This is a genomic window from Arthrobacter sp. YD2, assembly GCF_030410475.1.
Lineage (GTDB): Bacteria > Actinomycetota > Actinomycetes > Actinomycetales > Micrococcaceae > Arthrobacter_B > Arthrobacter_B zhangbolii.
This window is the reverse complement of sequence record NZ_JAUHHB010000001.1, coordinates 290,949-317,804: the sequence shown is the minus strand read 5'-3', so window position 1 is coordinate 317,804 and position 26,856 is coordinate 290,949. Positions and strand designations below refer to the sequence as shown.

Sequence of the window (26,856 nt, the reverse complement as noted above, 5' to 3'; positions counted from 1 at the left end):
TTATCAGAGGGGCTGCTCCTGCTGCCGGCGCGGCGGCAGCGGAATGATCGGGGAGGTGTGCTGTTCATACCGGCGGTAATCCGGATACCTGCTCCGGGAGATGCTCTCGGTAAAAACAGTGGAACCGATAAACAACAGCGTCAGGAGCACCGGTCCGGCCAAGGTCCAGTGCAGCCACGCGCCGGATGCCGTGATGGCAAACCCGTAGAAGAGCCACCACTGGACCTGCTCGAAGAAAAAGTTCGGATGCCGCGAGAACCGGAACAGCCCCGTGTGGACAAACCCCGGCGCCGGGGTTCGCCCGGCAGCGCGCTGGGCCTTTTTCCACTGTTGAAAGTTCCACTGCTCCTGGTCCGCCAGCGTCTCTCCGGCCAGGGCCGCAAGGAACAGTACCGCCAGCAGCCAGTCCCCCGGGGTCAGCGGGCCCGGGTGTTGGTACACGGTAAGCACCGGCAGGGTGATCAGCCAGATAATGGCGTTCTGGTACACGCTAATGAACCCGAGGTTGAAGAGCTGGAACTGCCAGGGCCGCAGCCGCTGCTGCAGTATCCCCCACCGGTAATCCTCCCCGCCTGGCCGGTACCCGCCCTTCCGGGCGAAATTGAACGTCAGCCGGGCACCCCACAGCGACACAAGGACCGCCATCAGCACTATCCGCGGCTCACCCCCGGACGCGGCGGCAAAGACCCAGAGATAAACCACCGGGGTCACTGACCAGATCCGGTCGGTCCATGAGTACTCCCGCGTCAGGAGCGAAAAAACCCACGTTCCGGCGGCAGTGGCAAGGAAAATCCAGAAGCAGGTGCGAACCGGGTCCATTCTTGTCAGGATACGGACGCCTGTTTCCAAGCGGGAGCCCTTCGGCCCGAAGCCGGGACACACGGGCAGACCCCGTGCCACACAGCCCGGCAAATAAAGGGCCCGTCGCCTACGCAGGCATAGTATGTCCGGATGGCCACCCTGATCACCCCGCATGCCCGTTTCCGTGAAAGCTGGCTTGCCGCCGCCGAAGAGTTCGGCGGCGAGCACATGGACGGTTCCGGCGTGTACGGCGGGAACCCTCTCAAGCGGATTCGTACGGAAATAGCCGCGGATTTCCCCGGTTTTGTCGACGGGCTGGTGGCGGAGCGGCTGCCGGAGACGCCCCGACCGCCTGAGTTTGTGCCCTGCACATATCTTTGGCTGGCCGAAGAGGATGAATTCCTTGGGTCCCTGGCCATCCGGCACACCCTGAACGACTTCCTGTTCGAACAGGGCGGGCACATCGGTTACAGCGTGCGGCCCTCGGCCCGCCGGCAGGGACACGCCGTCCGTGCCCTGCATGATGCCCTGCCGGTTGCCCGCGGGCTGGGAATCGAGCGGGTGCTCGTCACCTGCGCCGAGGACAACACCGGCTCCCGGACGATCATCGAGAAAAACGGCGGCGTGTATGAGGACTCACGGGAAGGTGCCCGGCGGTACTGGATCGAGTTGCCCTAACCGGGCGTTTCCCTGCGGCAGGATGGCAGCCTGCCCACCCCTGATGGTCAGCAGGCTTATGGTTCTTATGGTTACTTGTCACACCATCAAGCAGCGCCGAAGGGGACGCCATGAGCGAGGAACGCCGCAGGGAAATCGGCCAGTCCGATGCACCCGTTGAAGACGAACTTCACGAATCATTTGAGAATACGATCACCGAAGGCGGGGAACGGCTGCACCGGACGGTTCGCACCATTCTGATCACCGGCTTTTTCGGCGGCCTCGAAGTGGGACTCGGTGTGATGGCCTACTTGGCGGTTATGCATGAAACGGGCGACCACCTGCTGGCCGGCATTGCCTTCAGCGTCGGGTTGATCGCCCTGTTCCTTGCCCACAGTGAGCTCTTCACCGAGAACTTCCTTATGCCCGTTGCCGCAGTTGCCGCCAAAGAAGGCAGCGTTAGGCAGTTGGGCAAACTGTGGGGCGGAACCCTGGTGGCCAACCTTGCTGGCGGCTGGGTCTTTATGTGGATTGTCATGCAGGCGTTTCCGCAATGGGAGCCAACGGTGGCGGAATCGGCACGGCACTTCACCGACGCGCCGTTTTCCCTCCAGACTGTTGCCCTGGCCATTCTGGGCGGCAGCACCATCACCCTCATGAGCCGTATGCAGCAGGGCACCACCTCTGACCCGGCCAAGATCGTGGCTACGGTAATCGGCGGGTTCCTCCTCGCCGGCCTGCAACTGTTCCACTCAATCCTGGATTCCCTGCTCGTGTTCGGCGCCATCCAGTCCGGCGCCGGGATCAGTTACCTGCAATGGCTGGGGTGGTTCGGCTACACCCTGCTGTTCAACATGATCGGCGGCCTGGTCCTGGTGACGGCGCTGCGTCTGCTGCGCACCAAGGAACTGGTGGCCCAGCGGCGCAGGGAGGCACCTGATGACCCGGACGCCGCCCGCAAGGATGCCTAGGGACTCCGACGGGCCAGGCCGGCCAGGCCGCCGGCGGCACACAGGGCGGCAGCCAGAGCCGCCGGGAGCGCCGGACCCCAGAGGTCCAGTGCCACGCCGAAGCCCGCCGATCCGGCAGCCTGCCCGGTAGCCAGGGCAATAAAGAGCATGGAAGTGCCCGCCCCGGCATGGTGCGGCCAGACGGACCGTGCCCATAGGATGAGCACGGCCGACATTCCCATGTATCCGGCGCCGAAGACGGCCAGCCCGGCATAGGCGGCCCAGGGGTTGCCCGTTACGGCGGATAATCCGACGGCGGCTGTCGCCACGGCCAGAGACCCGGCACAGAGGACCCATCCCGCCCGGAGGCCAATGCGGTTGACCAGCTTCCCGGTCAGCGTGCCAAACAGGCCGCCGGCCCCGAGCACGATCCAGAGCCACCCCACTTGCCCCCCGGCCACCGCTCCACCCTGGCTGACCAGCAGCGGACCGAAGGTCCACGCAAGGGCGGAGCCGGCACCGACAACCACCGCAGCAGCACTGGGAATACCCAGAAGCTTCCAGGAAGCAGCATCCGGGGACCGGGCGGCTGGGCGACGGGCGCCGGAGAGTGCGGCCGGATGGCGGACGGGGTACCAGGCAGCAGCTGCGGCCGCGGCACAGATCAACGCCATGAGCAGCCAGGCGAAACCGACCGAGGGCGCCGCGAAGGCTATGCCGCCGGCTCCGATGACTCCCACCGCGGTCCCGGCATTGGCAACGGACTGTGCCGTGCCCGCGGATCCCGGGTCCGTCACCGCGTCAATGACCGGCACCAGGGCCGGGGAGGCAAAGCCGCCGCCCATGCCACCGATCAGGACGGCCAGCACGAACATCAGCGGTTCTGTTGCCACGGCCACCCCGATACAGCCAGCCGTTGCCGTGGCCCCGGCCAGCAGCAGTCCGGTACGCGGGTGCCGATCCACGAGCCGGGCGGCGGCAAACGCCGCCAGGGAATAGGACGTGAACTGCGCCGCTGCGCCCCAACCCAGGGCACCGACCAGCTCCGGACGGACGGCCGCCAGCGCGGGGGCAAACAGACCCACCCCAAACCGGGCCATCCCGTACGTGGCGGCGATGAGCAGCATGCCGGCAACAGCGATCCCCGGGCCTGCGGCGGAGCTGAGGCGTGTCTGGCTCATGGGCACCTGCTTAACGATCGTTTCACTGTAACGAACGTTACACTATAGGCATGGCATCCCCGCAGGACACCCAAACCCGACTGCTCGACTCGGCGGAAAAGCTGTTTTTCCAGAACGGCATTGCCGTTTCGGGGGTGGACTCCGTGGCGGCCGACGCCGGCGTCTCGGTGGTGACCCTCTATAAACACTTCAAGTCCAAGGACAACCTCCTCCGCGAAGTCCTCGCGCGCAGGCTCAGCGACTGGACGGGACACTGGGATGCCGCCATAGCCGCTGCCCCGTCGCCCGCCGACCGCCTGCTGGCGGTTTTCGATGCGGTTGAGACCTTCCGCGCGGCATCCGGTCCCACCCAGTGGTGTTGCTTCCTTGCCACCGCATCCGAGCGTCCCATCCCGGCCGTGGGGGCATCCGACCCGGTGCAGGCACTGCTGGAGACGGACAGCCGGCTGGTCAGTGAACGGCTCGGGGAACTGGCCCGGGCGGCTGGCTGCCGGCAGCCTGCTGCCACTGCCTCAGCCCTGCTGCTGATCTACAACGGCGTTCTGGCCAGCCTGCTGCGCGGCCTGCCGGCGGACCCGATTGTCAGCGCCCGTGCAGCGGCCCGGGCGCTCCTGCGGGCCGAAGCATAGGGACTCTCCGGCCCCGTCCACGGACCGCACGCCGTGGCGGAGCCGGGAGCACTTGCCCCGGGAGGATATGCTGACGGCACAGCGTGGGACTGCGGAACCGCTGGCGGCGGTTAGTACCGGCGCCAGGCACTATCCACACACCCCGCGCCTGGGACTTGACTCCTTCTCTATTGCCCGCGGTCCAAGCTGCCACGGCCGTGTGTGAGCGGCCGGTGCAGGTCAGTGCGGTCTTTGGGAGCCCCGCTTCCGAAGCATGCCTACCTGAACAGAGGGACGTCATTTTGAATTTCACCGTCGGCCAGACCCTGGTATATCCGCACCACGGCGCCGTCACAGTCACAGATATCTCCCCCATGACCATCAAGGGGGTTGAACGGGAAACCCTTACCTTCCGCGTGCACGCCACGGAGCTGACCATCAAGCTCCCCGCGGACAACGCCGAGGACGTGGGGGTGCGCAGCGTCATTAACGACGACGGCGTTCAGGCCGTGTTCTCCGTGCTGCGCGGCCCGGCCGGCCTCGAACCGGACAACTGGTCCCGCAGGTTCAAAGCCAATGAGGGCAAGATGAGCACCGGCGAGCTCCACCTGATTGCCGAAGTTGTCCGCGACCTGTGGTCCCGCGAACGGACCCATCCGCTGTCCACCGGCGAAAAACGGATGCTCCTCAAAGCCCGGCAGCTGCTGGTTTCCGAACTTGCCCTGGCCCGCCAGGCCACGGCGGAAGAGGCAGGTGAACTCCTGGACTCGGTCCTTATGGAGGCTGCCGGGGAACCGGAGCTGGCCAGCAGCTGACCCCGCCGCCGGGTTCCCTGCCGGACCGCAGCGGCGCAGGGAATCCGGGGGTCCCGGCAGGCCCGTTTCGGCCCCGGTGCACCGTTTTGAAACCGGGCAGCCCTGCGTTGTATCACGGTATATAGGACGGTTCCCGCCCCCGGGGCAGGCACCGTCCAACGGATCAAAGAGAACTTCGAGGGCCTTGATGCCTGGGCCCGGAAAGGCGCCCGTGAACTTCCCCTGCACCTGCTTTTACCAGCCTGTGCCCGGAACGGGCCGGCTGGGCATTGAAATGTATGATCCGTTCTGCCTGGTGCGGCAGCACCGGGTCGCCGGGTCCACTAACCGTGAACCCACCTATGGGCACGGCAGACGCTAATCCGTCCGGGCAACAGGCCGGCCGTTTCAGGCTGGGAGAATCCTTGGAATCCACTTCAGGGAGATCATGTATTATCTCTTGGACTATGGATGACCCTCCCTCACATAAACCCTTGCCCCTCCCCGTCCTGACCGACGTGCAGTCCGTGTTTACTCCGGCTGCACCGGCTATCACGAGAGAGGGGCAGCCCCATGTATGAATGGCTCATGGTCGGCGTAGGCTTGCTCCTCACCGTCGGCACCGGACTGTTCGTCGCCTCCGAGTTTTCACTCGTCAACCTGGACCGCACGGAGCTTGAAGCCCGGCGTGACCGTGGTGAGAAGCGGCTGAACCCCACGATCAACGCACTGAAGATCACGTCCACGCATCTTTCCAGTGCCCAGCTCGGCATTACGCTAACCACGCTGCTGACCGGCTACACCTTTGAACCCGCGATCAGCTCAATGCTGAGTTCCCCGCTTACCGCCCTGGGCGTTCCCGAGGCAGTAGTGCCGGGCGTCGGCGCGGTGATCGGCATCTTCCTGGCAACCATCTTCTCCATGATCATCGGTGAACTGGTTCCGAAGAACTTTGCCCTGGCCCTCCCCCTGGCCACCGCCAAACTGGTGGTTCCCTTCCAGTCGGTGTTCACCACCGTGTTCAAACCCGTCATTCTGCTGTTCAACAACACGGCCAACGCGATCATCCGGTCCTTCGGCATTGAGCCCAAGGAAGAGCTTTCCGGTGCCCGCAGCGCAGAGGAACTCAGTTCCCTCGTACGCCGCTCCGCACTGGAAGGCCTGCTGGATCTGGACCACGCGGTCCTCCTGAACCGCACCCTGCGGTTCGCTGACCATTCGGCCGCAGACGTTATGACGCCCCGTGTGCGGATGAAGACCGTCCATGAGGCGGATACTTCCGAACAGGTGGTGGCCCTGGCCACCTCCACCGGCTATTCCCGGTTCCCTGTGATCGGCCGGGATTCCGATGACATCCTGGGTGTCCTGCACGTCAAGCAGGCCTTTGCAGTGCCTTTGGCCTCCCGCGGCTCAGTAACCGCTGCCGAGCTGATGGTTGAACCGCTGCACGTGCCCGAGTCCATGGGCGTGGATACCCTGCTGGGACTGCTGCGCGCCCAGGGCCTGCAGGTGGCCATTGTCTCCGACGAGCACGGCGGCACAGCGGGCATCGTCACCCTCGAAGACCTCGTGGAAGAGATTGTGGGCGAGCTGGAGGACGAGCATGACCGCGCCCGGGTGGGTGTGGTCCGCACAGGCCGCGCCATCACCTTCGACGCCGCACTGCGGCCCGACGAACTCCTGGACCGCACGGGCGTAACCGTTCCGGACGGCGAGGAATATGACACCATTGCCGGGTTTGTCACCGACGAGCTGGACCGCATTCCGGAACTGGGCGACGAGGTGGAGATCAACGGCGGCACGCTCCGGGTGGAGCGTGTGGTCCGCAACCACATTGAACGCCTCCGGTTCACACCTTCCGGCACCTCGGAAGCTCCGAAGAGCGCCCATGACCGCATTGTTGACTCTCTGACCAAGGAACTGACCCATGAGTGAATACCTGCCCGGAATCATCTGGCTCGTAGTGCTGCTGGCGGTCAACGCGTTTTTTGTCGGCGCTGAATTCGCGGTCATCTCGGCCCGGCGGTCACAGATTGAGCCGAAGGCGGAAGCCGGGAGCAAGGCTGCGAAAACCACACTGTGGGCCATGGAACACGCCACGCTGATGCTGGCCACGGCCCAGCTGGGTATCACTGTCTGCTCGCTGGTCATCCTGAATGTCTCGGAGCCGGCCATCCACCACCTGCTCGAGATACCACTGGCACTGACGCCGCTGTCTCCGGACGCCATTGGTGTTATTGCCTTTATCGTGGCGCTGCTGCTGGTGACCTTCCTGCACGTGGTGGTGGGCGAAATGGTGCCGAAGAATATTTCCTTCTCGGTGCCCACCCGCGCCGCCCTGCTGCTCGCGCCGCCCTTGGTGCTGGTTTCCCGTATTGTCCGTCCGGTGATCTGGTCCCTGAACGGGATAGCGAACGGCGTACTGCGCCTGTTCAAGGTGGAACCCAAGGATGAGGCGACCAGCGCGTACACCCTGGACGAAGTGGCCACCATTGTTGAGCAGTCCACCCGTGAGGGTGTACTGACCGACCGCAGCGGAACACTGACGGCCGCTTTCGAATTCACCGAGAAGAGAGTGGCCGACGTCGAGGTTCCCATTGCCCGGATGGTGCTGTTGCCGGAAACCGCCTCGCCGGCGGACCTGCAGCAGGCCGTGGATATCCATGGCTACTCGCGGTACATCCTGACCAACGAGGCCGGGGATCCCGACGGTTACCTGCACCTGAAGGACGTTATGGATCTGACTTCCCCGGATGAGTTCACCGCATCCGTGCCGGCCAAGCGCATCCGCCGCCTGGCCTCGGCCTACCGCGAAAGCGAACTGGAGGATGCACTGGCCACCATGCGCCGCACCGGCGCCCACGTGGCGCGGGTCTTCGATGCCGAAGGCAATACCACCGGCGTGCTGTTCCTCGAGGACATCATCGAGGAGCTGGTGGGCGAAGTCCAGGACGCCACTACCGTCTAGGGCCTAGCGCTTCCGTCTCCACCATGGCCGCCGCCGCTCCTCTTCCGGGGCGGCGGCGGCTGTGCTTTGCGCCGCCGCTTTCCGTTCCCGCCAGCGCTGCAGCTCCAGTTCCACGTCCCGGGTGGGGGTGATGACCGGAGGGCCGCCCTCAAGCTGGCGCCGGGCGTCGATCACCCGGGCATTGAAGTCCTCGAGGATTTCCCGCACCTGCCTCTCGCTCCACCGGGTGTCCAATCTGGCATCCAGTTCCGCGTCCTCGGTACGCAACAGGATGGCCCTGGGACCCAGGCCGGTGACGTTTTCCCGCTGGAGCAGGCCCTTGATCCACCAGTCCGGATCATGGGCGTCACCCAGTCCGGGGATGGGTTTGCCGGCATACTTCAGGTTGTCGAACTCGCCGCGGGCCATCGCGTCACGGACAAGGTAATCCGCCCGCGCGGCGTCGTCGAACTGGCGGCGCTTGTGCTGCAGCTCTTCCTCCGCCGCCACGGCCCTGGCATCTTCAGCGTCGAGTTCCCCGCCGGCCGCGGCCGCCCTGAGCCGGGCTGCCCGTTCCATCCGGCGCCGATACTGCTCCACTCCCCTGCCGTCCATGCCCGGCCACCGCCTTACCTGCCTTGCTTTCGCATCCGACTCCACCAGTATTCCCACCGCCTGGGGCGGCCTGCAACGCACTCACGGTTTTTACTTCCGCAGCCGCCGGGCCGCTGCGCCAATGGCCGTGGCCAGGCCCGCACCGGCAAGCAGCCACGGGCCGCCCACCAGGAGGGGATCAATCCACTGATGATTGGTGTCCGCCCGTTTCCTGCCGGCGCGGGACGCGTACCCGTGCCGGGAAAATTCGCTGAGCACCCCTGTCTCGGTGACCGGATTGTCCGGACGCAGGCTCACGAAGGATGCCAGGTGGCTTTCCACCGCATCCACCCGGTCCGCCGCCAGCAGGATCAGCCAGTGCGCAGCCCGGGCCTCACTGTAACGGCTGTAGGCATAGCGTCGCATCACGCCCGATAATCCCTTCGGCGGACAGGAGGTGCCGAAAACGGGAGTGAGGAACTTGTGCTCCATGGACCGTTCCCGCGGATACTTTTCCTCCTGGCGTTCCGGAAACTCCCAGTGGGCGCCGCTGAGCGTCGGATCGAACTGCAGTTTGGGCACTGCGGGCCGGTCCTTCGGGTCCAGGTCCGCGCCCCATCCCGGGATCCGTGCACGCAGCTCCTCACTGCTCGGCGTCAGGGCGGGCTTCTGCGGTGTGTAGGCCATGACCGTGTCCTTTCTTTAGGATCCGGGGACAATGACGGGCTTGATGCAGTTATCCAGCTTCGCCGAGAACATGTGATAGCCCTCAGCGATGTGTTCCAGGGGGATCCGGTGCGTGATGATTTCACTGGGCTTCAGGTACCCGGCACGGATATGTTCAAAGAGCCGCGGCCACTGCCGCTTCATCGGAGCCTGGTTCATATTCAGGGTCAGGCCCTTATTCATGGCGTCGCCGAACTTCACGGCACTGAACATGGGGCCGTAGGCGCCCATCACCGAGACAGTCCCCGCCTTCCGTACCGAGTCGATCGCCCAGTTCAGGGCCACCGGGGATCCGCCCTGCAGCTTGAGCTTGGCCCCGGTGACGTGCTGCAGGAAATTACCGTCAGCTTCCGCCCCCACCGCGTCGATGGCTACGTCGGCACCGAGATGGTCGGTGATCTGCTTCATGTGCACCACGATGTCCTGATGCTCGGTGAAGTTGTAGGTTTCCGCATGTGCGAAGGTGCGCGCCTTTTCGAGCCGGTAATCCAGGTGGTCTATCACGATGACCCGCCCGGCGCCCATCAGCCAGGCCGACTTGGCAGCGTAGAGGCCCACGGGGCCTGCTCCAAAGACCACCACGGTATCGCCCTCGACAATGTCTCCGAGCTGCGCGCCAAAGTATCCCGTCGCCAGGGCATCGGTGCACATCAGTGCGTCTTCCTCGTCCATCCAGTCAGGGATCACGGAGGGCCCGACGTCGGCAAACGGCACGCGCACGTACTCGGCCTGGCCGCCGTCGTACCCGCCGGTGGTGTGCGAATACCCGTACAGGCTCCCGACGGCGGTGGCGTTGGGGTTTACGTTGTGGCAGTTCGAGTACATTCCGCGGGCGCAGAAGTAACAGGAACCGCAGTAAATGTTGGCGGGAACCATCACCCGGTCCCCGACCTTCAGGTTCTGTACCGAGGGGCCTACCTCTTCCACCACTCCAATGAATTCGTGGCCGAAGGTGTGCCCGATCCGGGTGTCCGGCATCAGCCCGTGGTACAGGTGCAGGTCGGAGCCGCAGATCGCGGCCAGGGTGACCCGGATGATGGCATCGTTGGGATGCTCTATGGGCGGGCGGTCCTTTTCCTCAACCCGCACCTTGCAGGGTCCTCGGTACACCATCGCTCGCACAGGCCTGCCTCCTCGTCTCCGCGGATTCCGGGTCCGGGCGGGGCCCCCGGACGACCCTGCCCGGCGAGGCCCTCACCCCAAGTCCCTTAACCATAAGCAGACTTAGTAACTTTGCAAATGTTGCAGGTCCGGCGGGTGCGCCGATCAGCGGCGCAATCGGCGCCGATTATGGCACTGCCCGGACCATTGCGGAAGTGCCGCAGCAGGCCTGGATCCCCTCCAAGGGAACCCTCCCGGGACGGGCCGAATGCCAAGGGATAGTACTCCACTTCCGCAGGATGGCGAGGTCTTCCGACAACCTTTCCGAACAGGTTCCGGGGACGGTGGACACGGCCGTTTGACTGGGGAAGACTTCCTACCCGGGACGCCCTGAAAAAGGGCATTCCGGACGGGGTGGTCCAGCATGAGCAGTCCTGAGTGGAATCACGAGTTATCCCGCACAGACAGCACGAAAGGATGGCTATGAGCCAGCCAACCACACTTCGCACCCCGTTCCGTTCCGCCCCGCATCCGGTGTGGTGGAACCTGTCCGTAGAGGCCGGCGGTTTTGAGCTGGCGGACCGCATTATCGGGGAATTGGTCACCCCGCTTGTTGCACAGGCTCGCAGATGGGGGGCCCAGCGATGGTTCTATACCCGGCGAATGCAGCCCGCGAACGCCCAGGTGCGGCTCAGGGTCCTCGCCCCGTCGGAAACCCTGGACAGGCTTAAACCCCTGCTGGGGGCGCTGCAGGACCAGTCCGGGGACCCGGTGCGCAGCATGCCGGTGGGGCATGAGTTCAGCGACCCGGTCCTGGACCGCACTGTGGGAACCGATCCGCTGCTGCCCTGGGTCGAAGCCGACCTGGCGCGGTATGGCGGCGTGGAAGGCCTGAGCCTCGCGGAAGAGGTCTTCGAGCTTTCCTCTGATTTGTGCCTGTGGGCAACAGCCCGGTTTCCCAAGGCACAAAACCGGTCCGCGCTGGCCTCGCTGCTGCTCTTCGATTCCGCCTACGCGATGATGAAGGGGCCGCGCGCCTCCACCTGGCCGGACCGGCGCCGGGTGTCCTGGGAATACTACTGGGACAGCCACCTGCACAGCTGCACCGCCTCGGATCCCCGGGCGGCCGGCGTGCAGAAAGCCACCGGCGCACAGGCACAGGCCCAGCTGATGCCGGTCCACCGCCTGATGATGGCCACCGCCTCCGAGTCGGCGGTAGCAAACTGGCGACGGCGCTGGCTGCGGGCCATAGACACCTATTTGTACCGGGCGGACAAGGCAGGGGCGAGCCGCAGCGCACAGCACCTCACCGTCTACCAGGCGCACGGATTGCTCAACCGGCTCGGGTTCACGCTCCGGCAGGAAGCCCTGATCGGGGTCTACGCCAGGACGTGGAGCCGGGAGAAGGAAGCGGAGCTCACAGACTCGCTTTAAGTCCGTCCGGCCGGCGCCGTCGAACCAGCGGGAACTGCGGCGTCGGCGATAGACTCGCATCATGAAACTTGCCCCGCAGCAGCATTCGGTCGCAGCCGAACTGCAGGCGTTAATCCTCGAGACCGAATCGATGGAGTACTTCCTGGAGGCGTTTGCGGCCCGTGCCGCCGAGCTTTTCAGTACGGACGCAGACATCCTGGTGGGCGTGACCCTGCTCCGCAATAAGCAGGGCGCCACGGTCGCCAGCAGCAGTGACGCCGCCCGGGTGCTGGATGAGGTCCAGTACGGTTACGGCGACGGCCCGTGCCTGCGTGCGGCACGAACGGGAAAGACGGTGCTGATCCAGGATGTGCGTACCGACCCCCGCTGGCCGGAATACGCGGATGTCATTCGCGACCGCGGTTTCCATTCCATCCTCGGCGTACCCCTGGTTCTCGGCAACGACGGCGGGGCGGGGCTAAATCTCTATGCCCCTGAAGCGGAGTACTTCACCGAAGAGCGGATCGCGGCGGCGGAAGCCTTTGCCGGTGAGGCCAGCTCAGCACTGCAGCTGGCCGTGGAGATTGCCCGGCACAAGAACACGGCAGAGCACCTGCGGGCGGCCATGGAGGCTCGAACCACCATCGACCTTGCCGTGGGCATTGTCATGGCGCAAAACAAGTGCAGCCAGGACGCGGCCTTCGAGATCCTGCGGCGGGCCTCCAGCAACCGGAACGTGAAGCTGCGGGACCTCGCGGAGCGTGTGGTGGGCTCGATTACCTCGGAGTCCGTGGAAACGCATTTCGTTAACTAGTCGCGTTCACGGAGGTTCGATCACTCGACAGTCTGGGAGTCCAACTCGATGAAGGCCCAGTCGGGTTCGTTCAGAATGGGATCCATGACCGGCCCGCCGGCCTCCGCAATCCGGTCCTGCACCCTGGGCGGCAGGCCGTCCTGGCGCAGGTTGTGCCTCAGCCAATCCTTGGCCGAACCGTCCAGGTACGGCCACCAACGTTCGATTCGGATAGGTTCCACAGCAGCCCCCTTCAGCGTCGCGTAAATCCACGGTGACACCGGCGTGCAGGCGGCGCAAGAGTGCGCCCAAAGAGCGGCGACGGAAGATACAGCTAACTGCAGACCGCCCCGATTGCAGTACGCCTAGTCGCGCACGGTAATGGATTTCACCGCGGCGAGGGTATCTTCGGCAAGTGCCGGCGGGATCGGTGCGCTCTTCGCGGCATCGGCGGAGGCGGCCTGTCCGGCCTCGCTGACCACGTACTCCCCGAAGGCCTTGACGCGTTCCACCAGGGCGGCGTCGTCGTAGGAGCTGCAGTAGATCTGGTAGGAGACCAGGACCAGCGGGTAGGCACCGGGTTCGGTGGTCTTCCGGTCCAGGTGCAGCGCAATATCGTGCTCGCTGCGCCCCGGTACCCGGGTGGACTGTTCGACGGCGGTGCTCGCCGCTTCGGCGCTGATCGGGACGAATTCCTCCCCGACCAGCAGGTTGGCGGTGCCCATGGATTCGTCGATCACCGAATCATCGGCGTAGGTCACGGCGCCTTCGGTCCGCGTGACGGTGCTGACTACACCGGAGTTACCCTGTGCGTTCTCACCTTCGAGGCCTCCCGGCCAGGTTCCCGACGGCGCATCGGGCCAAGCGTCCGGTGCCACCTCGTGCAGGTACTCAGTGAAGTTTTCCGTGGTGCCCGAGTCATCGGCGCGGCTCACGGGGGTGACGCGGGTGGATGGCAACGCGACCCCGGGATTCAGGGCAGCAATGGCCGGATCATCCCAGGTTTCAATGCTGCCGCGGAAAATGGCCGCGATGGTCGCAGCGTCCAGATTCAGTGATTCGAAGCCTGGCAGATTAAACGCCACGGCAATCGGTGAAATGTAGGCCGGGATGTCCAGTGCGCCCTCCGGTCCGCAGACTTCCCGGGCAGCAGCCATTTCCTCTTCCTGCAGGTACGCATCCGACCCGGCGAAATCCACGGCGCCGGCCAGCAGCGCGCTGCGCCCGGCACCCGATCCGTCCGGAGAGTACTGCAGCTGCACCTTCGGATGCAGCGTCCCGAACCCGGCGATCCACGCGTCCATGGCGGGACCCTGGGCACTTGATCCGGCCCCGGACAGCACACCGCTGAGGGTCGAGTTGCTGTTTTCGGCGGCCTCGCGCTGGGCGTCGCCAAGAGGATAGTCGGATCCGCAGGCGGTGAGGGCAAGGGATGCCAGCACCACCATGGCCAGGGAACGGGCGGGGCGGATTGGGCGCAATGGGTTTCCTTCCGGGAAAGCGGCAGCGGCGTCCAACGCCGGTGGGGTGAGGGCCGGTACAACGGCCGCTCATTCAAGGCTAGCTCGCTTTTGGCCGCGCCCGCCAACCGAAACAGACACGCGGCCTTGAGGGCGGGACCGTGGGCTGTCAGGATTGACCGCACCGGCGGAGGTTACCGTCCCCGGCGCGGCAGTGCCGGACGGCTCTGCCCGGGCAATGCCAAGGGAGCCCCCCGTGCTGATAATCGCAGCCATCCTTGCCGTGGTCGCCGCTGCTGTGGCCTTCTACCTTTTTATGCTCGAATCCCTGAGATGGACGGACCCGGGGACCGTTGCGATCTTTCAGCTTCGGGGTTCAAGTTCCGCAGCGGCTACGGCACAGCTGGCCTACAACCTGGGTTTCCACAACCTCTTCCTCGCCGTGGGTGCCTGCCTCGGCGTGGTGCTGCTGATCGCCGGCAACGCGGTGGCAGGCCTGACGCTTATGAGCTTCAGCACGGCGTGCATGCTGCTGGCCGCCGTCGTTCTGGTGCTTAGCGACCGCAGGCTCGGCCGGCTGGCCGTGGTGCAGGGAGGCCCGGCAGGCGTCTCGCTGATGTTCTCCCTGCTGGGAGCCTAACCCGCGGCTTTGCCGACGGCGGCCTTCCCGACGGGAGCGTACGCAGCGGCGGTCCAGAGGTGGAACAGGGCATAGGACCGCCAGGGACGCCACGGTTGGGAAAGCAGCGCGGCCTCCCGTCCGGTACCGACGCCCAGCGCACGCTTGAGCACCAGGTCATCCGCCGGATAGGCGTCGCGGTCCCCGAGCACGCGGACAGCCAGGTAGTCCGCGGTCCAGGGACCGATCCCCGGGAGCGCCAGCAGTTCCCGCCGTGCCGTATGCCGGTCAGCGCCGGGGTGCAGCGCCAGCCCTTCCACGGCGGCCCGGGCCATTGCGGATACCGTGCGTGCGCGGGCGTGGGGAATCCGGACGGCAGCCTGGATATCTTCGGCAGGCACGGCGCCCAGAGACTCCGGTGTCGGGAAGGTGGAAAGACCGGCCGGCCCGGGGCGGCCGAAGGAGGCAACCAGGCGCGCACCGAAGGTCCGGGCAGCGGCGAGGGATACCTGCTGTCCCAGGACGGTGAGTACGGCAGTTTCGAAACCGTCAGTGGTACCCGGTACCCGCAGCCCGGGATGGCACCGCACCAGCGGTTCCAGGAGGTCAAAGCGGGACAGGAACGGATCAATCACCGTGTGGTCCGCTTCCAGGTCCAACCAGGAACGGACCCTTGCGGTCAGTTCGGCGTCCTCCGTGTCCGGCAGTTGCGGACGGGCCAGCACCACCTCGCCGTCCGAACGGAAACGGACGGCGATCTCCACGGGACCGGAGGGCAACGTCAGAAGCCGTTCCACCGCGGCGCCGTCGCTGCCGCGCGTGACCCGTTCCAGTCCGGGCACGGCGTGGGCGGCGAGGGCGTTGACCAGCGGCTCCCGCGCCAGCGGCCCCCGGTATGCCAGGGAGTCCTGCCGCACGGCACCGCCGCCGGCTCGGGGCACCGCGCCGTTTTGGACAACCGCGCCGTTTTGGACAACTGCGCCGTGTTGGACATCGGGCACTGCGCCGGGGCCGCTCGGGCTCATCCGCTCAGGCCGGTCATCCGGAGGGTGATGTTGATGCGGCCGGTGGCCAGCCCGCCCGCCGGGTCCGCGGTACCGGCATGGGTACGGGGTACTCCGTGATAGGCAAAGCGTGAGGGCCCGCCGAAGACAAACAGGTCCCCTCCCTCCAGTTCAAGATCCGTATACGGCCGGTTCCGCGTTTCCGGGTTGCCGAAACGGAACACGCATGTGTCACCAATACTGATGGATACCACTGGGGCGCTGGATTTCTCGTCCTTGTCCTGGTGCATGCCCATATGGGCGCCCTCGGCGTAGTAGTTGATCAGTGCAGTGTCCGGCGTGTAGTTTTCCGGCCGGTAGTCATCCCGCTCATAGCTGCCGTCCGGCCGGCGGTACGCAGCACGCAGCGCATCGCGTCCCAGTTCGACCAGCCACTCGGGCACGTCCGCGACGCGGCCACCACCGACGTCGTCGGCGGTTCGCGTGTACTTGTACGGCTGCCAGTGCCAGCCCAGGCAGACGGTCTGGACGGACATCGGGTGCCCGCCGGGCAGCACCGCCGATCGCATGGGAACCGGCCCAACGGCCCACTGCCGGCAGGCATCCACTATCTCGCGCTGGCGCTGCGCGGGCAGCCAGCCGGGAACATGCACGGCCCCCACGGCCGGTTCTGTCCGTTCGCGGGGAAAGAGGGAGTTGCTCATGCTGCTGCTTCCAGATCGAGGAGAATCTTTTTCGCGGCCGGTCCTCCGCGGTACCCGCCGGTGGTTCCGTCCGAGCGCAGGACCCGGTGGCAGGGAATCACCAGCGGCAGCGGATTGCGGCCGCAGGCGGTGCCCACCGCCCGCACGGCACCGGGGTTGCCGGTGAGTGCGGCTATGCCTGCATAGGTCACCGTGTGTCCGTAGCCGATCCCCTGCAGGGCCTGGACCACGGTGCGCCGGTAACCGGATGTCAGGCGGAGATCCAGGTCCAGGTCGAAGCTATGCCGGGCGCCGTCGAAATACTCCTGCAGCTGCGCCACGGGAACGGCAAGCCGCTCCGGCGCCTCCAGGATCCGCGGGCTGATCCGGTCGCTGAGCACCTGCAGCACCTCGTCGACTCCCTCACATTCGAAGGCCACCCTGACCAGGCCGGCGTCCGTTGCGGCCAGGATCAGCCTGCCCACCGGGCTGTCCATCACCGTATACGCGAGGTCCAGGACTCCGGCGGACCCGGCGTCGGCGGCCAGGCGGGAATGCAGCCGCGCCAGGACCGCTGCGTCCGGCTCTCCGGCCGCCATGCCGGCCAGGAGGCCCGCTTCGGAAAGATCAAAGGATGGCATTGCGGTCCTCCCTGTACAGCGTCCGTAGTTTCTTCATGCCATCTGCCGCCGAGCGCCGGCAGGCCGCTTCGCTACCGCCCAGCAACAGTGCCACCTCGGCGTACGGCAGCCCTGCCAGATGGTGGTACGCCAAGGCCTCACGCTGACGCACGGGCAGGGTTTTCAGCGCATGCCAGAGTCCGTCCAGCTCGGCGGCTCCCCCGGCAGGGGGCGGTTCCGGCAGCTGCTCCACCGGCAGCGGATTCCTGGCTGCTGACCGGTGCTGGTCGATCGCTTTCCGTTTGGCAATGGTGACCAGCCAGGCCTGGATGTTGGCACCCTCCGGCAGAGCAGGGTAGGCGCGCAGCGCGGCCAGGAATGTTTCCGACCACGCGTCTTCCGCGTCCTGCGGACCGAGCACGGCACGGCAGACCCTCAGCACGGCCGGGCCGTGCTCCTGCACAATCTGCTCAAAGGGTTTCACTTCCACATACGGTAGACGGTTTTGGGGAAACGTTCGTGAGCCGGTCCGGCAAAAAAGCTCGGCAGCACCCGTCCGCTGTGGCTAGACTGCCCACAACGTTGCACGATCAAAGGAGATCCCCATGGCCAACCTCGCCCGCGTCCTTACCGACACAGCTGCCCGTGTTCCGGAGCGGACCGCTCTGAAACTGGATGAGACCGTAGTGACGTACGCGGCGCTGGAGGCCATGAGCGCAAAAGTGGCGGGTGTCCTGGCTGCACGGGGCGTGGCTCCCGGCGACCGCGTGGGGCTGGTGATGCCGAACATTCCGCAGATGCCGTTCATCTATTACGGTGCGCTGCGGTACGGAGCCGTTGTGGTGCCTATGAATCCGCTGCTGAAGGCCCGGGAGATTGCCTATCACCTGCAGGATTCCGGGGCACGGATTGTTTTCGCCTGGGAAGGGGTGGCTGCGGAGGTAACCGCCGGAGCCGAAGAGGCCGGGAATGTGGACGTAGTTTCCGTGGACTCGGTGGAGTTCCTCCAGCTGCTGGCTGCCGCGGATTCCCGCCCTGAGGTTGCCGACGTAGATGATGAAGACATCGCGGTAATCCTCTACACCTCCGGGACCACCGGCCGCCCCAAGGGTGCGGCGCTCACCCACTGGAACCTGCTGAGCAATGCCCAGGTCTCACGCTCCCTGCTGGACACCCTCGAGACCGACGTCATCTTCGGCGGACTGCCGTTCTTCCACGTGTTCGGCCAGACCGCCGCCCTCAATTCCGCCGTTCTTGCCGGTGCATCCATCAGCTTGCTGCCCCGGTTTGATGCCGGCAAGGCACTGCAGATTATTGAGCGTGACGGCGTGACCATTTTTGAGGGGGTCCCCACCATGTACGTGGCGATGCTGCGCCACCCGGACGTGAAAACCACCGATCTGTCCTCGCTTCGCGGTGCCATCACCGGCGGCTCCGCCATGCCGCTGGAAATCCTGCATGAGTTCGAGGACGTTTTCGGAACCTACCTGCTGGAGGGGTACGGGCTCTCCGAAACCTCGCCGATTGTTTCCTTCAACCTTCCGGGCGGCGAGCGGAAGGCGGGGTCCATCGGCCGGCCGGTTGACGGCATGGAGGTGCGGATACTGGATCCCGAAGGCAGGGACGTGCCAACCGGTGAGATCGGAGAGCTCTCCATTCGCGGCGAAGGCGTGATGAAGGGGTACTGGCACAACGATGACGCCACGGCTGCCGCCATTCCGGACGGCTGGTTCCGCAGCGGGGACCTTGCCCGCCTCGATGAGGAGGGCAACATCTACATTGTGGACCGGAAGAAGGACATGATCCTGCGCGGCGGGTACAACGTGTATCCCCGCGAGGTCGAGGAGGTGCTCTACGGGCATCCGGCAGTGGCCGAAGCCGCGGTGATCGGTGTCCCCGATGACCTGCACGGCGAGGAAATCGTGGCCGTGGTGGGCCTGCGTGAAGAATCCCGGCCGGCTGATGACAGCGCCCGGGACCAGCTGGTGGCGGAGATTGCCCAGTTCGCCAAGGACCGCCTGGCGGCCTACAAATATCCCCGCCGGATCCAGCTGACCGATGCCCTGCCCAAGGGGCCTACGGGCAAGATCCTGAAGCGGGAAATAACGGTGGAGCCGGTGGAAGCGCCGCTGGTAGGCGAGGCTCCGGGCGCCTGAGCGGCGCACCGGCGTCGGACCCGCTCAGGCGTAGGGTTCGACGTCGGCCGCTGCCTCGCCGGGCAGTCCCGCCGGCTCATCGGAGCGGACCAGCACCACCCCTGCCACAATCAGGGCTCCGCCCGCCAGCTGCACCGGACGCGGCAGCTCTGCAAGCAGCAGCCACGCCCACAGAACCGCGAAGAGGACTTCCGTCAGCGAGACAAAGGACGCCACGCGTGAGCCCAGGGCGCGGGCAGCGATGATCCCGGTGACGTAGGCCAGAACGGTGGAGAACAGCACCAGGCCGGCCACCGGCACCCACCACGGGGTCCGCCACCCGCCAAGATCCACATCGGCGGCGCTGAACCCCAGCGGCAGAATGCCCGTGAGGCCCAGAACCGCCATTGTTGCTCCGCCAACCAGCATGCCTCCGGTGGCCAGCACCAGCGGCGGCAGGGAATCATTCTGTTTGGCGGTAATAAAGAAGTACATGGCCAGGCACACGGCTGCCGCCAGGCCCCACAGCACGCCGATCGGATCAATCCGGGTGCTGCCGCCAAGGTCAAGCACCAGGACCAGCCCGGCAATTGCCGCCAAAGTCCCCAGCACGGTCCGCAGGCCGGGCCGGCGCCGGGTGGCTGCCCAGATCCAGAGCACCATCAGCACGGGGGCCAGGAACTCCAGCAGCAGCGCCACTCCCACGGAAAGACGCTCCACTGCGTTGAAGTAGAAGAACTGGCATCCGGCCACGCCGATAAACCCGAAGAGTGCGATGGTGCGCCAGTTGTCCCGCACCTGGTGCCAGCGGCCGCGAAGTGCGATCGCGGCGGGAACCGCGAGGACCAGCGCTGCACCAAGCATCCGAACCGCCACGGCTCCGGTGCTGGTCCATCCGGTCTCCAGCAGCGACTTGGCAAACGAACCGGAGAGGCCGAACACTGCCGAGGACGCGAGCGCCACCAAAATTCCCCCGGCCCCTGCCTGTGCCGCGCCGGAACCGGCCCCTGTGCGCCCTCGTCCCACGTTTCTCCTTGGATCCGGGGCAGCGTGCGCGCCGTGGCTGGCATTGTCAATGTGACGCTACCCGGGCCGTGCGGCGGGATCAATATGTGTCCCCCGGCTCTGCCCGTCCACCCTTGCTATCTCCTCCCGGGGCCGCTATTCTCTCGAGTGCCTCCCCGTGTGATCTATGTCATTAACATTTTTGGGCGTGGGAACCGCGGCGGGCAGGAGTTATTCGGTACTATCACTGGCGTTTTTTAATCAGTTCACTGAGTAAAACCCGGCTACGGGCAGTTTCCGCATCACTCGCAGTAAACATTTGCAGTTCACAGTCTTGTCCCCTCCGCACTTCCAGCACCGCATTAGCGCCCGCATGGAAAGCCGGAGGCCAACGTCTATGGGGGAAAATTTCATGCAGGAAAGTCCACGCCCGCTCTACGCACGGGCAGGTGCCCTTGGCGCCGCCGCCCTTCTGGCGGTGAGCGGCGCCTTTATCGCCGGACCGGCGATGGCAACCACGGGGGAAACCCCGCAGCCGGCCGCCACGGAGGCACCGGCCGTTCCGGCTGTTGAAGGCACCGAAGCGCCTGTCGAGGACGGTGCGGCAACACTGGCCCCCGGCCTGAGCGAAGCGCTCCAGCGCGATCTGGGAATGACGGTCGAGGAGTTCCTGGCGGCCGGCGAGCTCGGCAAGAAGGCCTCCGACGCACTTGACCGGCTCAAGGCCACCGATGGCTTTGTCAGCATCGAGCTCGTTGACGGCGCCCTGGTCATCACCGGCAGCGGCGAGGACCTGCAGACGCTGGCCACTGAACTGGATGCCACCGTGGTGGATCCCGCCCCGGCAACCGAAGCACCGGCTGAAGAAGCGCCGGCCGAGGAAGCACCGGTTGAGGAAGCGCCGGCACCGGAGCAGACCGAAGCTCCGGCACCCGCTGAGAACACCACTGAAGCCCCCGAGGAGGAAGCCGCTGCACCCCTGAAGCGCGCCTCCGACCTGCGAAGCCTCCTGCAGGATTACGCTGACGCCACCGGTGCCGCTGACAAGCTGCAGTCCGTGACCGGGAACGCCGGCAGCGGCTTCGTGCTGACCGTCGGTGAGCCGGCTACGGAGCTCGGCGGAGCCCAGGCCCGCGCCATGGCCGCACCCATGACGGCAGAGGAATTCGCCGCGACCTACGAAAACGTCACCGTCACCGACCCGCAGGGTCTGCCGGAGAACTTCGCGGAGACCGATATCCCGAACGGTCTCGGCTACCTCTTCGAAAGCGGCGACGGCCTGGCGTCAGCCTGCTCCATCGGCTTCAACGGATTTAATGCCGCCGGCGACGACGCCGTCATCAGCGCCGGTCACTGTGCAGAGGGAGCGGCCGGCCCGCTCACCATCCTTGAACACAACACTCAACTGCAGCTGGGCATGTTCGGCACGTACTCCTTCGACGGCACCGAAGCTAACCCGGGCACGGACATTTCCGTGATCGACAGCATCAACCCCGACCTGACCCTGCTGCCGGAAACCCTGCAGTGGGCGAACGCCGAGGACCTGGAAGCAACCACAGTCCAGATCACCGGCTCCACCACCCCTGTGGCAGGTGCGCCGATCTGCAAGTCCGGCCGGACCTCCTTCTGGACCTGCGGAACCATCCTCAGCGCCGATGCCCTCTTCAACGCCGAAGGCACCTGGACTGAAGGTTTCCAGGCTGAGCTGGACGCCGCTCCCGGCGACTCCGGCGGCAGCATGATCTCCGGCAGCCTGGCCGTCGGCCTCATCAGCGCCGGCGTCCCCGGATCCGGCAAGGTCTACGGCGTGGACCTGGCCCGCTCCATGGCTGCCATTCCCGGCTACTCCGTGGCGATCCACTTGGCCGCTCCGGCACTGACCAGCCCGGCGGACGGCGGCACGGTGGAAACCGATGCGCCCATCACCGGAACGGCTCCGGCCGGCAGCACCGTACAGCTCTCGCTCAACGGCGAAGAGTCCGAGGTATTGGCAGGTCCCGACGGGACCTGGTCCACCACGGCTCCTACACTGGTTCCCGAGGGCGCGAAGCTGGAAATCACGGCTCAGGCCGTGAACGGTTTCAACAAGTCGACCGTCAGCGAGTTCGAGCTGACCGTCAAGGAAGCGCCGCTTCCCGTTCCGGTGTTCACCACTCCCGCCACGGTCCTGAACTCCCTCAGCAGCATTGAAGGCACCGGCGTAGCCGGGGCCACGGTGTCGGTGTCCATCCCGGATGACCAGGTGGAGAACTTCGCCACCCGCACCATAGAGGTTGATGAGGAAGGCAACTGGGCGTACACCCTCGAAGAGCCGCTGAGCTACGGCGTCTACGAAGTAACTGCCCGCCAGGGCGGCATTGAAGGCAAGGAAGATTCCGCTGCCGCCGAGCTGAACCTGACGGTTGCTCCGGAAGCACCGGTCATCACCAACCCGGCCGACGGCTCGGAGTTCACGCAGAGCGAGCTCCCCGACAACATCACCGGAACGGCCAAGCCCGGCGCCCTGGTGCTGGTCAGCTTCGACGGCCAGCCGGCCGTGGAACTGCAGGCTGACGACAACGGCAACTGGTCCGCCCCCATGGGCGACCTGGCGGTCAGCAGCCACGGCGTGGAGGTCACGCAGGTGTACCAGGGCGCTCCCTCGGCAGCTGCCTTCGTCTCCTTCATTGTCAACGCCGATCCGGCGCCTGTCGCACCGGTCGCGCCGGCAGGAAACCCGGGAACGGGTGGACTGCCTGATACCGGTGCTTCCAACATCGCACTGCTGGCCGGGGGCGGAGCTACCCTGCTCGCCGCCGGTGCCGCTGCAGTGCTCTACACCAAGCGCCGCCGGGTACTTGCTGACGCGTAAGTGCACTAGTGAATAGTGGAACGGGTCCCGGCCAGCGGCCGGGGCCCGTTCCGGTTTAGGCTACAGTCACGCCGAGGAGGGAACCATGGAACCGAACACCCGTCAGCTCCACCCGAAAGCACGGCCACTGGCCGCGGCCGTCCTGGTAGCAGCAGTCCTCACCGCACTTGGCGGCTGCGGAACGGATTCCGGTGCGCGCCCCGACAACGCCCCTACGGCCGATCCGTCCGCGGCTTCATCATCCGCTGCGGCGTCCCCCGGTATCGGGGCAACGCCGGCAGACCCTGCCACCGGACCGGAAGGAAACATGGCCACGGACGAATACACCACACAGCTGCTCCTGCTGCATGAGCAGCTCAAAACCCAGCTGGGGCCTGCATACTCGGACGCCTGGGTCGACGGCGGTGTGCTGCACGTAGCGGTCACGGATTCCGCAGCGGAAGCCACCGTCCGCGACGCCGGTGCCGTTCCGGTGCTGGTGGGCTTCAACAGCACCGAGCTGCAGCAAGCCAAGGCACAGGTCCGGACCTGGCTGGCCCAACAGCCGCTGCCGGCTTTGGAGGTGCATTCCATCGCAGCCAGCGGCCGTGACGGTGCGGTGATTGTCGAAGTACCGGCGGATCAGGTCGCTGCCCTCCAGTCGGCGGCCGCTGATCAGGCGCCGGCCGGAGAGATTCCGGTTATTGTGAAGGAATCCCCCGGGATGGCAACCCCCTACTCCACGAAGTAGGGACAAGCTGCGCAGAACCGCGAGCAGGGCCAAGGAGTGGCCTAGGGTTGGTGCGTCGAGAAGACGGCACCTTCCTCCTTTCGCCCAGGAACATTCACCATGGAGCAAAAGATCCTCTCCTTCGTCAGCCCCCGAACGGCCTGGATTGTCCTTGCCTGCTGCGTGGCTTTCTGGCTGGCCTCAGCCGCCGACCTTTTGGAGGCGCCGCCGGGCACCCCGCCGACCATGACGTTCCTCTGGCTCTACGCCAACCTGATGCTCGCTCTGGCCAGCACTCTGGTTGCCGTCGGAGCGGTGGCGGTCCTGGTGCTGCACCGGAGGGCTGCGGCCGGAAACCAGCCGGCTGTAGATATCCCGGCTGACGAGGATGCTGAGCCGTCAGACGCCGTGGACGCCTCCTCCGCAGTGCAAGCGGCCGTCCTGCCCGCTGGAGAGCACACCCCGTCAGCGCCTTTTCGCCTCGCCTCCCGCCTCAGGGACAGGGCCCAGCGCCGCTGAACCGGGCGCGACGCCCTCGGGGGCTCCATCGGCTGCCGGCTGGTGGCTGCCGTTCGGATCCGGCTCCCAGCGCAGCAGGTCTCCGGGTTGGCACTCCAGCACTTCACACAGCGCAGCCAAGGTGGTGAACCGTACTGCCTTCGCGCGACCGTTTTTGAGCACTGCCAGGTTCGCCGGGGTAATTCCGATGCGCTCCGCCAGCATCCCTACGGGCATTTTCCGTTTTGCCAGCATCACGTCGATGTCCACGATGATCGGCATCAGATCACGCCGCCGAGTTCGTTGCGCAGCTGGTGCGCTTCCGCTGCAGTGGCGACGGCGGAGGCCAACAGCGCCCGCATCACCAGGACCAGCAGGGCACCGGCAGCTACTGTCACTCCCATGCCGCCGATCAGCAGGACGACGCCGGGGGCCACGTCCTCGCCGGGCGCCAGCACGGTGCCCAGGGCGAAGAGCAGCAGGGCCGCGGCCGACAGCGCTCCGATCACAATGTCCACGTAGCGGAAGGCACCGGAGGAGAACACGGTTCCACGCCGGACCATGGTCAGCAGGCGCCAGACACAGACCAGGCAGACCTGGAAGGCGAGGATGCCCAGCACCACAATGGCCAGGACCGGCACCCGGACGGCTTCCGCACCGGCCTCGGCCAGGTCGACGCCGAACAGCGGCACCAGGACCGCTTGGACAAACAGGGTGCCCAGGAGCACCAGGACCAGCACAATCCGCAACGCCAGGATGGTTGCTTTTCCCATCACGCTCTCCCTACGGGGCCTCATCGACTGACCGAATCCCATTGAAGGACAACCAATACTTATCGACAATCGAGAGGTGCCGCAAGGGGTTCCGCAAACCGGGAGCCGAACTTCCCACGCTCTGTGACTGCTGTTCCGGAAGGGACCACACCGGCAACACAGGTACCAAAGCGTGGGAAGTTCCCGCTGCGGAGGTTCCCTAGGGCGCCGAATCCACTACGGAGGTGGTGACCGCGGTCCAGGCGGTGGCAGTTCCAGACGGAATGCCCCCCAGATCTTCGAGCAGGATTTCCCGTTCTCCGATGAGCTGGCCGGTGTCCGGATCGATGATGATTTCCCGCCGCGCCTCGTATCTGCTGCTTTTCATGCCCAGTGAGATCCCGGTGCGGCCATCCAGCGCAGCTTCCCGATCCACTACAGTGACCCCTGGGATCAAGGCAGCAGCCTGATACAGGGCACCCCGCAGATCCGCCGGGATGACGCCCGTCCTCAAGGTGTCAGCAATTGTTATAAACGCTTCCTCATCCGCGGTAGGACCCTGCCCATTGGTGTTTTCGTAAATCAGTTCTAAGAGCTCATCCGGATCCCGAGGGGCATTGGCCACCCCCTCCTGCAATGGCATAGCACCCAGAATGCGCTGTTCGGAATCGTAAAACCTGCCTTCCCGAGCCCGCATGGGCTGCTTCTCGAACGGGAAGGTCTCCGCGGGGACCTGTTCCTGCGCAGCCTGCCGCTCGGCCTCCAGCCGTGAAGCTTCATCAAAGAACTGCACCGGCTCGCTGGGCTCCCGGTTCCAGATCCACTCTGCCGTCCGGTCCGCCGGTACGTACACCTGTCCGTCCTGGCTGTTTAACCAGACAAATTCACCGTTCTCCGTGGAGGTTGTCGTGGTGTACACGGCCTTCGTATCAATCAGCAGGTACTGTCCCGGGGCCAGCACCGGGTCCGAGGCGGCAATGGTGGTGGCAGCGGCGTCGTTAAGCACCTGCGCCGCCTCCGCCGTCGCGCCCGGCCGTTCGCCGGCCCCGACAACGTCTACCGCCACCAGTGCGGCAATCAGCGCGGCGGCAGCGGAAACGGCAAAAACCGCGCGCCGCCAGGGTCGGCGGGGATGCAGCACCGGTGCCGGCTCACGTACTTCCTCCGCTGCCTTTTGCAGGAGTTTCTCCCGGCCCGCGGCCAGGACAGCCGGAGGCACGGTACCGGTGGTGTTACGCGTGGCGCGGAGCAGGTGCAGTTCGTCCATGATCACTGTCCATTTCGTCGAAAAGGGCAAAGCCGAGGTCCGCCCGGAGCTTGCGCCGGGCACGGTTGATGCGGGAGCGGACGGTGCCGATGGGCACGCCCGTTGCGGTGGCGATTCCGTCATACGTCAGGTCCGCCCAGGCATAAAGCAGGATGGCTTCCCGGTCGATAGGTGCCAGCGCTGCCAGCGCCGCACCAATCCGGGAGCGGTCGCCGGCCGCGTCGACCCGCGCGTCTATGGCATCCAACCCGTCCGCGGTGTGGCCGCGACCGCCGTTGCGGGCCAGCGCGCGCAGCATCCGCGCCTCGGCCCGGTGGTGCCGGCGCAGCAGGTTGGTGGCGATGCCAAAGAGCCAGGGCCGCACCGCTTCGGCCGGCCCGTCAAAACCCGCCCGTCCCTCGAAGGCGACCAGGAAGGTTTCCGCCATCACGTCCTCGGCGGCAAAGTCACCGGCACGCCGGGCGGCGTACCGGTAGATGTCCGGCGCGTGCCGGTCATAGAGTTCCCCGAATATGGCGGGGCCGCTGCGCGACCGCTCCACAATCTCTTTGTCTGTGTTCACACCTTGTAATGCCCGCTCACCATGAATGGTTCACGGTTCCCCCGTTTTTCTTTTCTTTTTTCCTGGACACCGCATTAAACGACGACGGCGCCGCCCGGACTCGCAGGGAGTCCGGCGCGGCGCCGT

The 26,856-nt window shown here is 65.9% G+C and carries 29 protein-coding genes; 13 read left to right on the top strand and 16 right to left on the bottom strand.

Translation table 11 applies throughout. From position 1 onward, the window contains the following. Positions 1-3: 3 nt before the first annotated feature. Positions 4-819 carry a DUF1295 domain-containing protein gene (locus tag QWJ37_RS01610; protein ID WP_227928228.1) on the bottom strand — a complete coding sequence of 272 codons (816 nt, stop codon included), beginning with the start codon at positions 817-819 and terminating at the stop codon, positions 4-6. A gap of 132 nt (positions 820-951) precedes the next feature. On the opposite strand from QWJ37_RS01610, the gene QWJ37_RS01605 reads away from it, so the two are divergent. Together QWJ37_RS01605 and QWJ37_RS01600 are read left to right on the top strand one after the other, a co-directional pair. Next, positions 952-1,479: a GNAT family N-acetyltransferase gene (locus QWJ37_RS01605; protein ID WP_227903010.1), complete on the top strand. Its 528-nt coding sequence runs from the start codon at positions 952-954 to the stop codon at positions 1,477-1,479. Between the two features lie 110 nt (positions 1,480-1,589). Continuing rightward, positions 1,590-2,429, top strand: a complete 840-nt coding sequence (locus tag QWJ37_RS01600; protein WP_290243573.1) for a formate/nitrite transporter family protein — start codon at positions 1,590-1,592, stop codon at positions 2,427-2,429. On the opposite strand, the gene QWJ37_RS01595 is transcribed toward QWJ37_RS01600, so the two are convergent. Continuing rightward, entirely contained in the window at positions 2,426-3,589 is a 1,164-nt protein-coding gene (locus tag QWJ37_RS01595) for an MFS transporter (protein ID WP_290243571.1), read from the bottom strand. The two genes, QWJ37_RS01600 and QWJ37_RS01595, sit on opposite strands and share 4 nt — an antisense overlap. 50 nt (positions 3,590-3,639) lie before the next feature. Here QWJ37_RS01595 and QWJ37_RS01590 point away from each other — a divergent pair, with 50 nt between their 5' ends. The 4 genes from QWJ37_RS01590 (at position 3,640) to QWJ37_RS01575 (ending at position 7,959) form a co-directional block, all read left to right on the top strand. Next, positions 3,640-4,218, top strand: a complete 579-nt coding sequence (locus QWJ37_RS01590; RefSeq protein ID WP_290243569.1) for a TetR/AcrR family transcriptional regulator — start codon at positions 3,640-3,642, stop codon at positions 4,216-4,218. Between the two features lie 281 nt (positions 4,219-4,499). Next, complete coding sequence (locus QWJ37_RS01585; protein ID WP_290243567.1) at positions 4,500-5,012, top strand: CarD family transcriptional regulator; 513 nt, start codon at positions 4,500-4,502, stop codon at positions 5,010-5,012. 552 nt (positions 5,013-5,564) lie between these two features. Beyond that, positions 5,565-6,926, top strand: a complete 1,362-nt coding sequence (locus QWJ37_RS01580) for a hemolysin family protein (RefSeq protein WP_227903015.1) — start codon at positions 5,565-5,567, stop codon at positions 6,924-6,926. Continuing rightward, positions 6,919-7,959 (top strand): hemolysin family protein, encoded by a 1,041-nt coding sequence (locus QWJ37_RS01575; RefSeq protein WP_290243564.1) that lies wholly within the window; start codon positions 6,919-6,921, stop codon positions 7,957-7,959. The genes QWJ37_RS01580 and QWJ37_RS01575 overlap by 8 nt, the downstream gene beginning before the upstream one ends. Positions 7,960-7,962: 3 nt before the next feature. On the opposite strand, the gene QWJ37_RS01570 is transcribed toward QWJ37_RS01575, so the two are convergent. From QWJ37_RS01570 to QWJ37_RS01560, 3 genes are all read right to left on the bottom strand, one after another. After that, positions 7,963-8,553: a DUF1992 domain-containing protein gene (locus tag QWJ37_RS01570; protein WP_227903017.1), complete on the bottom strand. Its 591-nt coding sequence runs from the start codon at positions 8,551-8,553 to the stop codon at positions 7,963-7,965. 90 nt (positions 8,554-8,643) lie between these two features. Further along, positions 8,644-9,219: a hypothetical protein gene (locus QWJ37_RS01565; protein ID WP_227903018.1), complete on the bottom strand. Its 576-nt coding sequence runs from the start codon at positions 9,217-9,219 to the stop codon at positions 8,644-8,646. Between the two features lie 15 nt (positions 9,220-9,234). Beyond that, complete coding sequence (locus tag QWJ37_RS01560) at positions 9,235-10,380, bottom strand: zinc-dependent alcohol dehydrogenase (protein ID WP_290243561.1); 1,146 nt, start codon at positions 10,378-10,380, stop codon at positions 9,235-9,237. Positions 10,381-10,842: 462 nt separating this feature from the next. Here QWJ37_RS01560 and QWJ37_RS01555 point away from each other — a divergent pair, with 462 nt between their 5' ends. After that, complete coding sequence (locus QWJ37_RS01555) at positions 10,843-11,793, top strand: lantibiotic dehydratase C-terminal domain-containing protein (RefSeq protein WP_227903020.1); 951 nt, start codon at positions 10,843-10,845, stop codon at positions 11,791-11,793. A gap of 61 nt (positions 11,794-11,854) precedes the next feature. Continuing rightward, positions 11,855-12,586 (top strand): GAF and ANTAR domain-containing protein, encoded by a 732-nt coding sequence (locus tag QWJ37_RS01550; protein WP_227903021.1) that lies wholly within the window; start codon positions 11,855-11,857, stop codon positions 12,584-12,586. A gap of 20 nt (positions 12,587-12,606) precedes the next feature. On the opposite strand, the gene QWJ37_RS01545 is transcribed toward QWJ37_RS01550, so the two are convergent. Further along, the gene (locus QWJ37_RS01545) at positions 12,607-12,807 is read right to left on the bottom strand and encodes a hypothetical protein (protein ID WP_227903022.1); all 201 of its coding nucleotides are present in this window, start codon (positions 12,805-12,807) and stop codon (positions 12,607-12,609) included. Between the two features lie 123 nt (positions 12,808-12,930). Continuing rightward, positions 12,931-14,046, bottom strand: a complete 1,116-nt coding sequence (pstS, locus tag QWJ37_RS01540) for a phosphate ABC transporter substrate-binding protein PstS (RefSeq protein ID WP_227928216.1) — start codon at positions 14,044-14,046, stop codon at positions 12,931-12,933. A 235-nt stretch (positions 14,047-14,281) separates the two neighbouring features. Between pstS and QWJ37_RS01535 the strand changes: the two genes are divergently transcribed. After that, entirely contained in the window at positions 14,282-14,665 is a 384-nt protein-coding gene (locus QWJ37_RS01535) for a DUF1304 domain-containing protein (RefSeq protein WP_227903024.1), read from the top strand. On the opposite strand, the gene QWJ37_RS01530 is transcribed toward QWJ37_RS01535, so the two are convergent. Genes QWJ37_RS01530 through QWJ37_RS01515 form a run of 4 tightly spaced genes read right to left on the bottom strand, consistent with a single transcriptional unit; the run spans position 14,662 to position 17,435 of the window. After that, the gene (locus QWJ37_RS01530) at positions 14,662-15,669 is read right to left on the bottom strand and encodes an AlkA N-terminal domain-containing protein (protein ID WP_290243556.1); all 1,008 of its coding nucleotides are present in this window, start codon (positions 15,667-15,669) and stop codon (positions 14,662-14,664) included. The two genes, QWJ37_RS01535 and QWJ37_RS01530, sit on opposite strands and share 4 nt — an antisense overlap. Next, positions 15,666-16,352 (bottom strand): alpha-ketoglutarate-dependent dioxygenase AlkB, encoded by a 687-nt coding sequence (locus QWJ37_RS01525; protein WP_227903026.1) that lies wholly within the window; start codon positions 16,350-16,352, stop codon positions 15,666-15,668. Before QWJ37_RS01525 ends, QWJ37_RS01530 begins: the two co-directional genes overlap by 4 nt. Then, positions 16,349-16,972: a methylated-DNA--[protein]-cysteine S-methyltransferase gene (locus QWJ37_RS01520; protein ID WP_227903027.1), complete on the bottom strand. Its 624-nt coding sequence runs from the start codon at positions 16,970-16,972 to the stop codon at positions 16,349-16,351. Before QWJ37_RS01520 ends, QWJ37_RS01525 begins: the two co-directional genes overlap by 4 nt. Then, positions 16,959-17,435 carry an RNA polymerase sigma factor gene (locus QWJ37_RS01515; protein WP_227903028.1) on the bottom strand — a complete coding sequence of 159 codons (477 nt, stop codon included), beginning with the start codon at positions 17,433-17,435 and terminating at the stop codon, positions 16,959-16,961. The genes QWJ37_RS01520 and QWJ37_RS01515 overlap by 14 nt, the downstream gene beginning before the upstream one ends. Before the next feature lie 121 nt (positions 17,436-17,556). Between QWJ37_RS01515 and QWJ37_RS01510 the strand changes: the two genes are divergently transcribed. Next, on the top strand, positions 17,557-19,107 hold the full coding sequence (locus tag QWJ37_RS01510; protein ID WP_290243551.1) for a long-chain fatty acid--CoA ligase: 1,551 nt from the start codon (positions 17,557-17,559) through the stop codon (positions 19,105-19,107). A 24-nt stretch (positions 19,108-19,131) separates the two neighbouring features. On the opposite strand, the gene QWJ37_RS01505 is transcribed toward QWJ37_RS01510, so the two are convergent. Continuing rightward, the gene (locus QWJ37_RS01505; RefSeq protein WP_290244817.1) at positions 19,132-20,055 is read right to left on the bottom strand and encodes a DMT family transporter; all 924 of its coding nucleotides are present in this window, start codon (positions 20,053-20,055) and stop codon (positions 19,132-19,134) included. 448 nt (positions 20,056-20,503) lie between these two features. On the opposite strand from QWJ37_RS01505, the gene QWJ37_RS01500 reads away from it, so the two are divergent. From QWJ37_RS01500 to QWJ37_RS01490, 3 genes are all read left to right on the top strand, one after another. Beyond that, positions 20,504-22,942 (top strand): trypsin-like serine protease, encoded by a 2,439-nt coding sequence (locus QWJ37_RS01500; RefSeq protein WP_290243548.1) that lies wholly within the window; start codon positions 20,504-20,506, stop codon positions 22,940-22,942. An 85-nt stretch (positions 22,943-23,027) separates the two neighbouring features. Continuing rightward, the gene (locus QWJ37_RS01495; RefSeq protein ID WP_227903032.1) at positions 23,028-23,672 is read left to right on the top strand and encodes a hypothetical protein; all 645 of its coding nucleotides are present in this window, start codon (positions 23,028-23,030) and stop codon (positions 23,670-23,672) included. Positions 23,673-23,771: 99 nt separating this feature from the next. Then, entirely contained in the window at positions 23,772-24,170 is a 399-nt protein-coding gene (locus QWJ37_RS01490; protein WP_290243546.1) for a hypothetical protein, read from the top strand. Here the strand turns inward: QWJ37_RS01490 and QWJ37_RS01485 are convergent. The 4 genes from QWJ37_RS01485 to QWJ37_RS01470 all read right to left on the bottom strand — a co-directional run bounded on the left by QWJ37_RS01485 (position 24,117) and on the right by QWJ37_RS01470 (position 26,730). Then, a complete protein-coding gene (locus QWJ37_RS01485) occupies positions 24,117-24,431 on the bottom strand; it encodes a helix-turn-helix transcriptional regulator (protein ID WP_227928206.1) in 315 nt (104 codons plus the stop codon). The two genes, QWJ37_RS01490 and QWJ37_RS01485, sit on opposite strands and share 54 nt — an antisense overlap. After that, the gene (locus QWJ37_RS01480; protein ID WP_290243544.1) at positions 24,431-24,922 is read right to left on the bottom strand and encodes a DUF2975 domain-containing protein; all 492 of its coding nucleotides are present in this window, start codon (positions 24,920-24,922) and stop codon (positions 24,431-24,433) included. The genes QWJ37_RS01485 and QWJ37_RS01480 overlap by 1 nt, the downstream gene beginning before the upstream one ends. A gap of 199 nt (positions 24,923-25,121) precedes the next feature. Continuing rightward, entirely contained in the window at positions 25,122-26,168 is a 1,047-nt protein-coding gene (locus QWJ37_RS01475; protein WP_290243542.1) for a CU044_5270 family protein, read from the bottom strand. Further along, a complete protein-coding gene (locus tag QWJ37_RS01470) occupies positions 26,134-26,730 on the bottom strand; it encodes an RNA polymerase sigma factor (RefSeq protein WP_290243540.1) in 597 nt (198 codons plus the stop codon). Before QWJ37_RS01470 ends, QWJ37_RS01475 begins: the two co-directional genes overlap by 35 nt. Positions 26,731-26,856 lie beyond the last annotated feature (126 nt).

Excerpts from the sequence above, each read along its gene's own strand:
- QWJ37_RS01500 (WP_290243548.1), top strand. The coding sequence starts at position 20,504 with ATGCAGGAAAGTCCACGCCCGCTCTACGCACGGGCAGGTGCCCTTGGC.
- QWJ37_RS01550 (WP_227903021.1), top strand. The coding sequence starts at position 11,855 with ATGAAACTTGCCCCGCAGCAGCATTCGGTCGCAGCCGAACTGCAGGCG.
- QWJ37_RS01605 (WP_227903010.1), top strand. The coding sequence starts at position 952 with ATGGCCACCCTGATCACCCCGCATGCCCGTTTCCGTGAAAGCTGGCTT.
- QWJ37_RS01525 (WP_227903026.1), bottom strand. The coding sequence starts at position 16,352 with ATGAGCAACTCCCTCTTTCCCCGCGAACGGACAGAACCGGCCGTGGGG.
- QWJ37_RS01475 (WP_290243542.1), bottom strand. The coding sequence starts at position 26,168 with ATGGACGAACTGCACCTGCTCCGCGCCACGCGTAACACCACCGGTACC.
- QWJ37_RS01510 (WP_290243551.1), top strand. The coding sequence starts at position 17,557 with ATGGCCAACCTCGCCCGCGTCCTTACCGACACAGCTGCCCGTGTTCCG.
- QWJ37_RS01570 (WP_227903017.1), bottom strand. The coding sequence starts at position 8,553 with ATGGACGGCAGGGGAGTGGAGCAGTATCGGCGCCGGATGGAACGGGCA.
- QWJ37_RS01490 (WP_290243546.1), top strand. The coding sequence starts at position 23,772 with ATGGAGCAAAAGATCCTCTCCTTCGTCAGCCCCCGAACGGCCTGGATT.
- QWJ37_RS01590 (WP_290243569.1), top strand. The coding sequence starts at position 3,640 with ATGGCATCCCCGCAGGACACCCAAACCCGACTGCTCGACTCGGCGGAA.
- QWJ37_RS01580 (WP_227903015.1), top strand. The coding sequence starts at position 5,565 with ATGTATGAATGGCTCATGGTCGGCGTAGGCTTGCTCCTCACCGTCGGC.
- QWJ37_RS01520 (WP_227903027.1), bottom strand. The coding sequence starts at position 16,972 with ATGCCATCCTTTGATCTTTCCGAAGCGGGCCTCCTGGCCGGCATGGCG.
- QWJ37_RS01595 (WP_290243571.1), bottom strand. The coding sequence starts at position 3,589 with ATGAGCCAGACACGCCTCAGCTCCGCCGCAGGCCCGGGGATCGCTGTT.
- QWJ37_RS01565 (WP_227903018.1), bottom strand. The coding sequence starts at position 9,219 with ATGGCCTACACACCGCAGAAGCCCGCCCTGACGCCGAGCAGTGAGGAG.
- QWJ37_RS01555 (WP_227903020.1), top strand. The coding sequence starts at position 10,843 with ATGAGCCAGCCAACCACACTTCGCACCCCGTTCCGTTCCGCCCCGCAT.
- QWJ37_RS01495 (WP_227903032.1), top strand. The coding sequence starts at position 23,028 with ATGGAACCGAACACCCGTCAGCTCCACCCGAAAGCACGGCCACTGGCC.
- QWJ37_RS01530 (WP_290243556.1), bottom strand. The coding sequence starts at position 15,669 with ATGAGCCCGAGCGGCCCCGGCGCAGTGCCCGATGTCCAACACGGCGCA.
- QWJ37_RS01575 (WP_290243564.1), top strand. The coding sequence starts at position 6,919 with ATGAGTGAATACCTGCCCGGAATCATCTGGCTCGTAGTGCTGCTGGCG.
- QWJ37_RS01485 (WP_227928206.1), bottom strand. The coding sequence starts at position 24,431 with ATGCCGATCATCGTGGACATCGACGTGATGCTGGCAAAACGGAAAATG.
- QWJ37_RS01480 (WP_290243544.1), bottom strand. The coding sequence starts at position 24,922 with ATGGGAAAAGCAACCATCCTGGCGTTGCGGATTGTGCTGGTCCTGGTG.
- QWJ37_RS01600 (WP_290243573.1), top strand. The coding sequence starts at position 1,590 with ATGAGCGAGGAACGCCGCAGGGAAATCGGCCAGTCCGATGCACCCGTT.
- QWJ37_RS01610 (WP_227928228.1), bottom strand. The coding sequence starts at position 819 with ATGGACCCGGTTCGCACCTGCTTCTGGATTTTCCTTGCCACTGCCGCC.